This is a genomic window from Nonomuraea sp. NPDC048892, assembly GCF_040649735.1.
GTDB lineage: Bacteria > Actinomycetota > Actinomycetes > Streptosporangiales > Streptosporangiaceae > Nonomuraea > Nonomuraea maheshkhaliensis.
The window spans coordinates 107,605-119,523 of the sequence record NZ_JBEZFZ010000029.1 but is presented as its reverse complement, the minus strand read 5'-3'; the positions used below and the strand labels follow the sequence as shown (position 1 = coordinate 119,523).

The 11,919-nt window shown below is 71.0% G+C and carries 10 protein-coding genes; 3 read left to right on the top strand and 7 right to left on the bottom strand.

The window, feature by feature from the left end:
* Window positions 1-142 precede the first annotated feature (142 nt).
* From AB0C28_RS47880 to AB0C28_RS47855, 6 genes are all read right to left on the bottom strand, one after another.
* Window positions 143-784: a septum formation initiator family protein gene (locus tag AB0C28_RS47880; RefSeq protein ID WP_358082891.1), complete on the bottom strand. Its 642-nt coding sequence runs from the start codon at window positions 782-784 to the stop codon at window positions 143-145.
* Window positions 785-850: 66 nt separating this feature from the next.
* Window positions 851-2,128: a phosphopyruvate hydratase gene (gene eno / locus AB0C28_RS47875; RefSeq protein ID WP_357855149.1), complete on the bottom strand. Its 1,278-nt coding sequence runs from the start codon at window positions 2,126-2,128 to the stop codon at window positions 851-853.
* Window positions 2,129-2,281: 153 nt separating this feature from the next.
* Window positions 2,282-3,226 (bottom strand): MazG family protein, encoded by a 945-nt coding sequence (locus tag AB0C28_RS47870; protein ID WP_358082888.1) that lies wholly within the window; start codon window positions 3,224-3,226, stop codon window positions 2,282-2,284.
* A gap of 2 nt (window positions 3,227-3,228) precedes the next feature.
* Window positions 3,229-3,834 carry a SurA N-terminal domain-containing protein gene (locus AB0C28_RS47865; RefSeq protein ID WP_357855155.1) on the bottom strand — a complete coding sequence of 202 codons (606 nt, stop codon included), beginning with the start codon at window positions 3,832-3,834 and terminating at the stop codon, window positions 3,229-3,231.
* Window positions 3,835-3,864: 30 nt separating this feature from the next.
* Entirely contained in the window at window positions 3,865-7,353 is a 3,489-nt protein-coding gene (mfd, locus tag AB0C28_RS47860; RefSeq protein WP_357855157.1) for a transcription-repair coupling factor, read from the bottom strand.
* Window positions 7,354-7,447: 94 nt separating this feature from the next.
* Window positions 7,448-7,822 carry a signal peptidase I gene (locus AB0C28_RS47855; RefSeq protein ID WP_357855160.1) on the bottom strand — a complete coding sequence of 125 codons (375 nt, stop codon included), beginning with the start codon at window positions 7,820-7,822 and terminating at the stop codon, window positions 7,448-7,450.
* 62 nt (window positions 7,823-7,884) lie between these two features.
* Here AB0C28_RS47855 and AB0C28_RS47850 point away from each other — a divergent pair, with 62 nt between their 5' ends.
* The 3 genes from AB0C28_RS47850 (at window position 7,885) to AB0C28_RS47840 (ending at window position 10,773) form a co-directional block, all read left to right on the top strand.
* Window positions 7,885-8,604 carry a methyltransferase domain-containing protein gene (locus AB0C28_RS47850; protein ID WP_357855163.1) on the top strand — a complete coding sequence of 240 codons (720 nt, stop codon included), beginning with the start codon at window positions 7,885-7,887 and terminating at the stop codon, window positions 8,602-8,604.
* Between the two features lie 70 nt (window positions 8,605-8,674).
* Entirely contained in the window at window positions 8,675-9,889 is a 1,215-nt protein-coding gene (gene cysC / locus AB0C28_RS47845) for an adenylyl-sulfate kinase (RefSeq protein ID WP_358082886.1), read from the top strand.
* Window positions 9,886-10,773 (top strand): sulfite exporter TauE/SafE family protein, encoded by an 888-nt coding sequence (locus AB0C28_RS47840; RefSeq protein ID WP_357855168.1) that lies wholly within the window; start codon window positions 9,886-9,888, stop codon window positions 10,771-10,773. The genes cysC and AB0C28_RS47840 overlap by 4 nt, the downstream gene beginning before the upstream one ends.
* Here the strand turns inward: AB0C28_RS47840 and AB0C28_RS47835 are convergent.
* Window positions 10,718-11,797, bottom strand: coding sequence for a hypothetical protein (locus tag AB0C28_RS47835; RefSeq protein ID WP_357855171.1), 1,080 nt, complete (start codon window positions 11,795-11,797; stop codon window positions 10,718-10,720). The genes AB0C28_RS47840 and AB0C28_RS47835 overlap by 56 nt on opposite strands.
* Window positions 11,798-11,919 lie beyond the last annotated feature (122 nt).

The following is an 11,919-nucleotide window of genomic DNA, read 5'->3' as shown; positions in this document are numbered from 1 at the left end:
GCGCGGGGGGCCCCCCGCGTTTCCCCCCCCCCACCCCCCTCCCTTCTGCCCCCCGCGGTGCCCGCGGGGGGGGGGGCCCCGCGGGGGGGCCTCTACCCGGCCCCCCCCCGCGGGGCCCCCCCGCCGGGTCGCTCCGGCGGGCTCACCCGACCGGCTGCTTGGTGGGCTGTCCGATGGCCGGCCCGGTGGGCGGCCCAGTCGGTTGTTTCGTCGGCGGCTTCGTCGGCTGTTCCGTCGGCTTCTTCGCAGGCTGCCCGGCCGGCGATTTCGAAGGCTGCTTCGTGGGCTGCCCGGTGGACTGCTTCGTGGGCTGCTTGGCGGGAGTCTCGTCGGACCCCCGAGCCGACCCCTCGGACGGCCCCTGGGATGGCCCCTGGGATGGCTCAGCGGCCGTCACAGCCCTGCGTCCCGTGCCCTTGTCGGCGGCCTCCACCGACTCCCACAGCGTCTCGTACCACGGCGGCACCACCGCGGGCTGCTTCACCGCCGCCTGCTGCCTGCTCTGGTCGGGCTCCATCACCACGTAGCACTTCTCGCCCGGCCCGCAGTAGTGGAGCCGTTCCTTGGCCGTCTTCTTGATCCAGTTGGGGTCGTCGCTCTGCCGGTCTCGGGCCAGCAGGGCCTGCTTCTCCGCCTCGACCCTGGCCTTCTCCGCCCGCAGCTCGGAGATGCTGCGGCGCAGGCTGATGTACTCGCGCACCGGGTAGGCCAGGCTCATCGCGATCGCGCACACCACGACGGCCAGGATCGCGGCCCGCCCGGTCAGCTGCGGTCTCTTCGCCAAGTTGCTGCACACCCCCTCAAGTGCGGCTCGCGGCCGGGTCAGGGGCGCCGCGAGCCGTACTCGAAACTAGCGCCGAAAACGCGGGAACGCCGCGCGACCCGCGTAACGGGCGGCGTCATCGAGCAGCTCCTCGATGCGCAGCAGCTGGTTGTACTTCGCCACCCGGTCGGATCGGGCGGGGGCGCCGGTCTTGATCTGGCCGCAGTTGACCGCGACGGCGAGGTCGGCGATCGTCGTGTCCTCGGTCTCGCCGGAGCGGTGGCTCATCATGCAGCGGTAGCCGCTGCGGTGGGCCAGGTCCACGGCGTCGAGGGTCTCGGACAGGGTGCCGATCTGGTTGACCTTGACCAGCAGGGCGTTGGCGGTGCCCTCCTTGATGCCGCGCTCGAGCCGCTCGGGGTTGGTCACGAACAGGTCGTCGCCGACGAGCTGCACCTTGTCGCCGAGGGCCTCGGTGATGGCCTTCCAGCCGGCCCAGTCCTCCTCGTCGAGCGGGTCCTCGATCGACACCAGCGGGTAGCTGGCGACCAGGTCGGCGTAGAACTCGATGAGCTCCTGCGCCGACAGGCCCTTGCCGTCGATCGTGTAGACGCCGTCCTTGTGGAACTCGGAGGCGGCCACGTCGAGCGCCAGCGCGACGTCCTCGCCCGGCACGTAGCCGGCCCGCTCGATCGCGACGAGGATCAGGTCGAGCGCGTCGCGGTTGGAGGGCAGGTTGGGCGCGAAGCCGCCCTCGTCGCCCAGGCCGGTGGCGTAGCCCTTCTCCTTCAGCACGCCCTTGAGCGCGTGGTAGACCTCGGTGCCGACGCGCACGGCCTCGCGGAACGACTCCGCCCCGATCGGCGCGATCATGAACTCCTGGATGTCCACGTTGGTGTCGGCGTGGGCGCCGCCGTTGAGGATGTTCATCATCGGCACGGGCAGCACGTGCGCGTTGGGCCCGCCGACGTAGCGGAAGAGCGGCAGGTCGGCGCTGTCGGCGGCGGCCTTGGCCACGGCCAGGGAGACGCCCAGGATGGCGTTGGCGCCGAGCTTGGCCTTGTTGGGCGTGCGGTCCAGGTCGATCATGATCTGGTCGATGATGCGCTGGTCCTCGGCCTCGACCCCGTTGATCTCCTCGAAGATCTCGTCGGTCACGGCGAGGACGGCCTTCTCCACGCCCTTGCCGCCGTAACGCTTGCCGCCGTCACGCAGCTCGACCGCCTCGAACTGGCCGGTCGACGCCCCGCTCGGGACGGCCGCGCGGCCGCTGCTGCCGTCGTCGAGCACGACCTCGACCTCGACCGTGGGGTTGCCCCGGGAGTCGAGGATCTCGCGGGCGTATACGACCTCGATGGTAGCCACGGGATGCGCTCCTAAATCGAAAGGTGATATGCCGTCAGAGCCTATCGGTACGTCCGCCCGCCAGGGCTGCTCGGGCGTGCACCCGCGCGGTCTCCAGACGGCCCCGTCGCGGCGAGCTCAGTCGCTCGCCTCTGGCCGCTCGTCGCGCACGGCTCAGTCGCTCGCCGACTCCCACGTGCGGACCCGTTCGCGGTAGGCCCGCGCCGCGGACCTCAGCTCGGCCTCCGCGTCGAGCCCGGCCTCGGCGGCCCGCCGGACCAGGTCGAACAGCTCGCGCGCGACCCCTTGCCCGACCGCGGAGGAAAGCGACTCGGGCGCCCCCGCCCGCTCGGCCCTGCGCAGCAGCTGGGCGGCCAGCGACAGCGCCGGCTGGCCCATCGGCACCCCTTCGAGCACCGACTCGCGCCCCTTGGCGGCCCGCTCGGCCGCCTTGATGGCGTCCCAGTTGGCGTTGACCTCGTCGGCGCTCTCGGCGCGCACGGAGCCGAAGACGTGGGGATGGCGGCGGACGAGCTTCTCGACGATCCCGGCGGCCACGTCGTCCACGTCGAAGCCCTCGGCCACCCGCGCGTGGAAGACCACCTGCAGCAGCAGGTCGCCCAGCTCCTCGCGCAGCGCCGCGTGGTCGCCCTGCTCGATGGTCTCCAGCACCTCGTAGGCCTCTTCGAGCAGGTACGGGACCAGCGTCTCGTGCGTCTGCTTACGATCCCACGGGCACTCGGTGCGTAGCCGGTCCATGACGCCCACCAGGTCGAGCACCCGCGCCCCCGGCAGGTCGTACGACCCCGGCACGACCTCGATCACCGGCGGTTCGTCGAGCGCGATGGCCGCGTGTCCCACGCCCCGCATGAAGTCCTCGGCCTCGGGCTCCGACACCGGCGCCAGCCACACCACGGTCTCGGCGACCGCGCGCCGCGCCAGCGCGGGCGGGTCGGGCTCGACGACCTCGGCCTCGATCCCGGCCTCTGCCAGGTAGGGCAGCTGCGGATGGGCGGCCGAGCCGGTGAGCACAGGGCCCGAGCGCAAGGCCTGCCAGGCCTGGTGGCTCAGCAGGCCCGGCGCGACCCTGGGCGAGGTGGTGACGACGATCAGCGGCACGGTCAGCCCTGCGGCTGCTGCTGCGGCTGTGCCTGCTCGATCTGCTTGCCGAATCTGCCGGTGTCGAGGAACAGCGCCGGGTTCTCCTGCGAGCGCTGCGGGTTGAGCGCGCCGTAGCGGGGGTTGAAGACCGTCTTGATGGAGGCGAACTCCTGGCCCAGCTTCTGCCGGCCCGCCTCGCCGCCGAACTGCTGCTGCAGCTTCGACAGGCCGACCATGATGCGGCCGTAGTCGCGGGCGTCGTTGGGCGAGACGCCGTTGGCCAGCAGGTTGATCTGCGGCGACTCGAACTGGCCCGGGTCCTTGAGCGCGGCGTCGATCTCGGTCTCGCTCACCGCTACGTTGTAGCGCGCCATGAGCTGCTTGGAGATGCTCACGTTGACCAGGCGCTGCAGCACGACCTGGGTGGCCGGCACGCCCAGCGCCTTCTCGTCGAGCTGGTTCTGCTTCAGCGCGGCCAGGTAGGCCTGCGTGTCAGCGCTCAGCTTGCTCGTCGAGATGCGCTCGTTTCCCACCACGGCCGCGGCGCCCGCGTGCATGGGCGAGGAGCAGGCGGTCAGTCCTACGACCACCGCCGCGGCGGTCACAGCCACTCGTATCGACTTCACGTACGTCCCTTTCCGACCCGAAAACCGCCGCTAGCTTACCCGGGCGGGCTCGAGGAACATCGCCTCGACCAGATCGCCGCACCATTTGAGCAGGTCGAGGTCGCGTAGCGGCTGCCCGCCCAGCGGCTTGGTCTTGGGCACGGGCACCAGCAGCGTCTCCGCCGCCTGCTTGTATATCGCCTTCTTGTACAGCCGGTCGAGCCGGACCTGCTGCGACTCGCGCAGCCTGGCGGGGCCGAACTTGATGTTCTGGCCCTGCAGCGTGACGTCGGTGAGCCCGGCCGCGCGCGCCTTGATCCTGAACCTGGCCACCTCCAGCAGGTTCTCCACCTCCACCGGCGGCTTGCCGTAGCGGTCGGTCAGCTCGTCGCGCACCTCGGTGATGTTCTCGATGGAGACGATGGCCGCGATCCGCTTGTACGCCTCCAGCCGCAGCCGCTCGGAGGTCACGTAGTCGTGCGGGATGTGGGCGTTGATCGGCAGCTCGACCTTGACGTCGTGCTGCTCCTCCTGGACCTCGGCGCCGGTCAGCTTGGCCTTCTGCTCCTGCACGGCCTCGGCCATGAGCCGGACGTACAGGTCGAAGCCCACGCCCGCGATGAACCCCGACTGCTCGGCGCCCAGCACGTTGCCCGCGCCGCGGATCTCCAGGTCCTTCATGGCGACGTACATGCCGGCGCCCATCTCGGTGTGCTGCGAGATCGTGGCCAGCCGCTCGTGGGCGGTCTCGGTCAGCGGCTTCTCCGGCGGGTAGAGGAAGTAGGCGTAGCCGCGCTCCCTGCCCCGCCCGACGCGCCCGCGCAACTGGTGCAGCTGCGACAGGCCGTAGTTGTCGGCCCGGTCCACGATCAGCGTGTTGGCGTTGGGCACGTCGAGCCCGGACTCGACGATCGTGGTAGAGACGAGCAGGTCGTACTCGCGTTCCCAGAAGCCGATCATGATCTTTTCGAGCTGGTGCTCGTTCATCTGCCCGTGCGCCACCGCGATGCGCGCCTCGGGCACCAGCTCGCGCAGCCGCGCGGCCACCCGGTTGATCGAGGCGACCCGGTTGTGCACGAAGAAGATCTGCCCGTCGCGCATCAGCTCGCGCCGGATCGCGGCGCCGATCTGCTTCTCCTCGTACGGCCCCACGAACGTGAGGATCGGATGCCGCTCCTCGGGCGGCGTGAGGATGGTGGACATCTCGCGGATGCCGGTCAGGCCCATCTCCAGCGTGCGCGGGATCGGCGTGGCGGACATGGCCAGGACGTCGACCTGCGTGCGCAGGTGCTTCATGGCTTCCTTGTGCTCGACGCCGAACCGCTGCTCCTCGTCGATGATGATCAGGCCGAGATCCTTGAACCTGACCTCGGGGCTGAGCAGCCGGTGGGTGCCGATCACGACGTCGACCGCGCCCGACCGCAGCCCTTCGAGCGTGCCCTTGACCTCGCCGTCGGTCTGGAACCTGGAGACCGCCCTGATCGCGACGGGAAAGCTGGAGAAGCGCTCGGCGAAGGTGGACATGTGCTGCTGCACCAGCAGCGTCGTGGGCACCAGCACCGCGACCTGCTTGCCGTCCTGGACCGCCTTGAACGCCGCCCGCACCGCGATCTCGGTCTTGCCGTAGCCGACGTCGCCGCAGATCAGCCGGTCCATCGGGACGCCGCGCTCCATGTCGCGCTTGACCTCGTCGATGGCTTCGAGCTGGTCGCCGGTCTCGGCGTAGGGGAAGGCGTCCTCCATCTCGCGCTGCCAGGGCGTGTCCGTGCCGAACGCGTGTCCCGGCGAGGCCATGCGCGCGGAGTAGAGCCTGATCAGCTCGCCGGCGATCTCCTTGACCGCCTTCTTGGCGCGGGACTTGGCCTTGGCCCAGTCGGCGCCGCCCATGCGGTTGAGCGTGGGCGCCTCGCCGCCGACGTAGCGGGTGACCTCGTCGAGCTGGTCGGTCGGCACGTAGAGCCGGTCGCCCTTGGCGTATTCGATGACGAGGTATTCGCGGGTGGCGCCCTGCACCGTGCGCTGCACCATCTCGATGTAGCGGCCGACGCCGTGCTGCTCGTGCACCACGTGGTCGCCGACCTTGAGCTGCAGCGGGTCCACCATGTTGCGGCGGCGTGAGGGCAGCCGGCGCATGTCCTTCGTGGAGGCCTTCTGGCCGACCAGGTCGAGGTGGGTGAGCACGGCCAGGCCGGGGGTGATGAAGCCGTGCTCGATCAGGCCGGTCGAGACGTGCACGACCTTGGCCTCGGGTGCCTTGTCCAGGAACTGGTGCAGCCTGGCAGGGACGTCGACGCCCTTGAGCAGCTCGACCATGCGCTCGGCCGGGCCGTGGCCCTCGCTGAGCAGCACGACGGCCTTGTCCTCGGCCAGCCAGCCCTTGATGTCGGCCAGCGCCTTGGCGGTGTCGCCCCGATAGGCCTCGGAGTCGTGGGCGTCGAGCTCGACCCCGTTGCCGAAGGGCGCGATCGTCCACCACGGTTGCCCGAGCGCGTCGGCGTGGTCGCGGATCTCCTCCAGCGAGCGGAACGCGGCCGCGCCCAGGTCGATGGGCGCCTCACCGCCGGCCGCCGCGTTGATCCACGAGGCTTCGAGGAACTCCTGCGAGGTGCGTACGAGCTCCTCGGCCCGGCCTCTGATCCGCTCGGGGTCGCAGACGAACACGGCCGACCTGACCGGCAGGTGGTCGAGCAGCAGGTCCATCTCGCCGGCCAGCACGGGCGCGAACGCCTCCATGCCCTCGACCGGCGTGCCCTCGGCGAGCTGGTCGAGCACCTCGGCCAGGGCCGGATGCTCCTCGGCCAGCTCGCGCGCCCGCTGCCTGACCTCGTCGTTCAGCAGCAGCTCGCGGCAGGGCGGCGCGAACAGGCCGTCTTCCGCCGCCTCAAGGGAGCGCTGGTCGGCCACCTTGAACCAGCGGATCTCCTCGACCGTGTCGCCCCAGAACTCCAGTCGCAGCGGATGCTCCTCGGTGGGCGGGAACACGTCGAGCAGCCCGCCGCGCACGGCCACCTCACCGCGCTTCTCCACCATGTCCACGCGGTGGTAGCCGTTGGTGACCAGGTTGCCGACGACGTCGTCGAGGTCGGCGTCGTCACCGGCGCGCAGCCTGATCGGCTCCAGATCGCCGAGGCCCTTCACGATCGGCTGCAGCAGCGCCCTGACCGGCGCCACGATCACGCTGAGCGGCCCGGCGGCGGTGTCACCCTTGACCGGGTGGGCCAGCCTGCGCAGCACCGCCAGCCGCTGGCCGACGGTGTCGCTGCGCGGCGAGAGCCGCTCGTGCGGCAGCGTCTCCCAGGCCGGGAAGACCGCCACGGAGCCGGGCTCGATGAGGCTGGTCAGCGCGGCGGCGAGGTCTTCCGCCTCGCGCCCGGTCGCGGTGACGGCCAGAACGGTCCGCTGATCGTGCCCGGCCAGCGCGGCCACGCCGAACGGCCGCAGCGCGGACGGCGCGATCAGCGCGACGTCGCCGCCCTCTTCGAGAGCGGCGGTCAGTCTCGGGTCGGCGCGAACAAGGTCAAGTAGTCCGGAAAGACTCATCAGATACGCCCACAGCCCCACGACGGCAACACGACTACCCCCGGATGTGTCAGGTCGCGGGGGTCTCGTTCCAGACTACTCGCCGCTCCCGACCTCACTCGACCCGATAACCAGGCACGGACGGCCAGCGCACGGTCAGCACGGTGGACGGCTCCTCCGCCCGCCAGGAGTGGTCCACGCCCTTGCCCCAGACCACGTAGTCGCCCGGCTCGGCCAGCAGCACGCTGCGGCCCGGCAGCTCCACCCGGAAGCGGCCGCTGATCAGGACGAGCAGGGCCGTGCGCGCCTCGCCCTCGACCCACTGCGCCCGCTCGTCGCCCTGCGGGTGCACGCCCCACTTGATCTCGACGTCGTCACTGTGGCGGGGGTCGCCGGGGGGCTTGAAGTGACCGAGCAGCCAGCCGTGGTCGAGCGCGCCGTCCACACCGGCGTTGCCGACATAGACCTGCTCGTCGAGGGGATCGTTCACGGGGCAGGACGCTAGCAGGGAAATGCCTTACCGATCCGGCTTGATTGATTACTGTAGGTCACATGTCTGAGGTGCGATCGGTCGCCCAGCGAGGCGACCTCTTCGGTGAGCGGGTCCGCGAACACTGCGCGGGGCGGCCGGACAGGCGGCTCGACGTGCTGGTCGCCGGCTGCGCGCACGGTGAGCCCCTGGTGCTCGACCACGTCGAGACGCGGGCGACCGGGGTCGACGAGAACCATCCGGCGATCAGGAGGGTGGTGGCCGAGCGGGCCGACCTGGTGGCCTATTCGCTCGGCGACCTGCGCTCGGCGCCGCTGCCGCCGCGCGGTTTCGACGTCATCCAGCTGTCGTTCCTGCTGGAGCGGGTCAAGCACGCGGAGCTGGTGTTCGACCGGCTGCTGCTGGCGCTGCGGCCTGGCGGGCTGGTGCTGGTGCGCGTACGCGACCGCGGGTCGGCCTACGGACTGCTCGACCGGATCACGCCCTCGTGGCTGCGCCGCCTGCTGTGGCGGGTCCTGGTGCCACCGGGCACGCCGGGCCCGTTGCCCAGGGTCTACGGGCCGCTGGCGTCGAGCGACGGCCTGCACGCGTTCTGCCTCAGCCGCGGCCTCATGATCACCGACGACGAGCGCACCACCAGCGGCCCGGCCCGCTCGCGCCGGCTCGGCGCCGCCGCGGTCGCGCTGATGTCGCGCCTGACCCACAATCGTTTCCCCGCCTCTCACGACGAGATCACGATGGTGATCAGGAAACCCCAGCACCACTTCGCCAGGCTCATCTAGCGGCACACTGTTATCAGTCGGTATGCTCTTTTCCTACCAATTCAATCGGAATAGTTGGGATGTAGGAACCGTGGAGTGGACCCCCGACCCGCGCGAGCTGGCCGACCTCGAACTGTTGCTGTCGGGCGCGTTCGAGCCGCTGACCGGGTTCCTCGGCCACGACGACCTGCACACCGTCCACGAGCGCGGCACCCTCGCCGACGGCACCCGCTGGCCCGCGCCGGTCACCCTCCACCTGCCCGCCAGCGTCTCACCCGGCGACGAGGTCACCCTGCTCGACCCCGAGGGCCTGCCGCTGGCCGTGCTGACCGTCACCGCCCACGAGCCCGACGGGCTCACCTCCGGGCCGATCAAGGGGCTCGGCACTCCTGAGCACGGCCCGTTCGCCCGCCTGCGGCGTACCCCTGCCCAGGTCAGGGAGGAGCTCGGCGGGCGGCCCGCGCTCGCCGTCACCATGCGCGGCCCGCTCGACGACCTCTCCGAGATCGCCGACACCGCGAAAGAGCTCGACGCGGTGATCCTCCTGCTCCCCCTCGCGTACGGCGAGCCGGGCCCCGCCCTCGTCCGCGCCGCGCTACGCGCCCAGGAACGCCTGCCCGCCGGCACCCTCGTGGTCCCCGTCCCCCTCGCGCCACGCGACGAGCCCGAGATCGACCTGGAGCTGCGCGAACACGTCGCCACCGCCTACGGCGCCACCGAACACCTGGCAGGACCCGACCCCGTGCACATCCCCGGCCCGCCCCACCGCCGCGGCCTGGTGGTCTTCTTCACCGGCCTGTCCGGCTCGGGCAAGTCCACGATCGCCCGCGGCCTGCGCGACGCGCTGCTCGAACTGGGCACCCGCACGGTGACCTACCTCGACGGCGACGTGGTGCGCCACCTGCTGTCCAAGGGCCTGACTTTCTCCAAGGCCGACCGCGACCTCAACATCCGCCGCATCGGCTTCGTCGCCGCCGAGACCGCCCGCCACGGCGGCCTGGCCATCTGCGCCCCGATCGCCCCCTACGCGGCCACCCGCGAGGAGGTGCGCGAGATGGTCGAGTCGGTCGGGGCCGACTTCCTGCTCGTGCACGTCGCCACGCCGCTGGAGGAGTGCGAGCGGCGCGACCGCAAGGGCCTGTACGCCAAGGCCCGCGCCGGCCTCATCCCCGAGTTCACCGGCGTCTCCGACCCCTACGAGGAGCCCGACGACGCCGACCTGGTGATCGACACCACCCACATCTCGATCGATGCGGCCGTGTCCCGGGTGCTCGACATCCTGAAGGGCGGAGGGTGGGTCCGTTGATCGACTGGGCCCTGATCGCGGGCTCGTTCCTGGTCGCGATCGTGGTCGGGCTGACCGGGATGGGCGGCGGGGCCCTGATGACCCCGATGATGATGCTGTTCTTCAACGTCCCGCCGCTGGCCGCGGTCTCCAGCGACCTGGTGGCCTCGGCCGTGATGAAGCCGGTCGGCGGCGTCGTGCACCTGCGCCGGGGCACGGTCAACCTGCGGCTGGTCGGCTGGTTGTGCGCGGGCTCGGTGCCGGCGGCCTTCTGCGGGGTCTTCCTGGCCAGGGCGTTCGCGGTGACCGACGGGGTCAAGTACGCCCTCGGCGTCGCCCTGCTGCTGGCCGTGGCGGGGATGGCGGTCAAGTCCTGGCTCGCGTCCCGCCAGGAGGGCGGCGCGGCGAGCCCACGGGAGATCGTCGTGCGCCCAATTCCGACCCTACTGGTCGGTATGGTGGGCGGCGTGGTCGTGGGCGTCTCCTCCGTGGGCTCGGGATCCCTGATCATCGTGGCCCTGCTCGTCCTCTACCCGGCACTCAAGGCCAACCAGCTCGTCGGCACCGATCTGGTGCAGGCCGTGCCGCTGGTCGTCTCCGCCGCGCTCGGCCACCTGCTGTTCGGCGACTTCCGGATGGACCTCACGGTGTCGCTGCTCATCGGCTCGATCCCGGGCGTCTACCTGGGCGCCAGGATCTCCTCGCGGGCGCCGGGCGGCCTGATCAGAGCCCTGCTGGCGATCGTCCTGCTCGCCTCCGCGCTCAAGCTCCTCGGCGCGGGCGACGCGCTCACCGTCGGTGCGCTGGCGGCGGCGACGCTCGTGACCGTCACCGGCTGGAGGTTGCGGGTCAGGGCCGCGGCACGGGCGTCGAGCGGAAGTACGGATCTCGAGCCAGCTCGCTAAACGCCTTGTCGGCCCCCGAGTCGGAGTCGAAGCTGGTGTCGCCGCGCGGGGCCTGCGGGGAGTCGAAGTAGAGCAGCGCCTTGATCTGCGGATACCGCTGGATCTGGGTGCGTACGGACTCGAAGAATCTTCGCTTGAACGCCCGGTCGCGCGGCCGCTCGAACACCCCCCACTCCGCCACCATGACCGGTTTGCCGGGGAAGCGCGCCTGCATCCACCGGTAGAAGCCGGGCCACTGCGGATATTCCTTGCGCGTCTTGTTCACGAGCCCGTCGAAGTCCTGGACGCGGTCGTCGGCGTAGGGGTCCATCGCCACCCAGTCGACCACGTCGTCACCGGGGTAGAGGTCCTCGAACCAGGTCTCGGCCGCCCAGTTGGGCGCCCCCATGTACGTCATGACGACGACGGCGTTCCGCACGCCCCCGGCCCGCAGCCGCAGCACGACGTGGCGGAACATGGCGGCGTAGTCGGTGGCCTGCATGCCCGACCCCGACGACGGATCGACGTCGTTCTCGGGCTCGTGGTGCAGGGTGAGGAAGAACCGCTCGGGGAAGGTGCGCCGCAGGTGGGCGGCCAGCCGGTCGATCCTGGCGTCGAGCGCGCCGCCGGCGATCTCGGCCCAGGTCCGGTCGAGCGACGGCTTCCAGTTGATCATGAGCAGCCGCGGCCTGGCGGGATCGCGGGCCAGCCGCACCTCGGCCCCGGTGGGGAACAACTCGCCGCCCCGGTGATAGACGTGCACCACGTCGGCCGCCACGCCCATGCGCGACTCGGCCCCGTGCAGCGCCTGCTCCACCGGCGCACCGGTGAACACCTCGGGCGCCATCCCCCACCATGCGCCGCACGACGGGATGAGCCTGGAGGTGGCGGTGCAGGCGGGCGAGCCCGCCTCCTTCACCGCGGGCGCCCCGGCCGGCGGCACCGCGCGTGAGCCCTCGGCACTGGAGCAGGCGGTCAGTGCCGCGACCGCGGCCAGGATGACGCCGCGGAATGTTGCGTTTCGCGAAATTCCCCGTAGCTGCAAAGCCTTCCAACCCCTTCGTCGAACGACCCCCGCCTGTCACACCTGAACCTTGCCATGTCATTCCTGGAACTTCAGCCAGTGTGGAAGTCTCTCCAGTTCATAGCCGCGAGGTGACGTTCCAA

Coding starts and splice junctions, on each gene's coding strand:
- AB0C28_RS47850 (WP_357855163.1), top strand. CDS start 7,885: ATGTCTGAGGTGCGATCGGTCGCCCAGCGAGGCGACCTCTTCGGTGAG.
- mfd (WP_357855157.1), bottom strand. CDS start 7,353: ATGAGTCTTTCCGGACTACTTGACCTTGTTCGCGCCGACCCGAGACTG.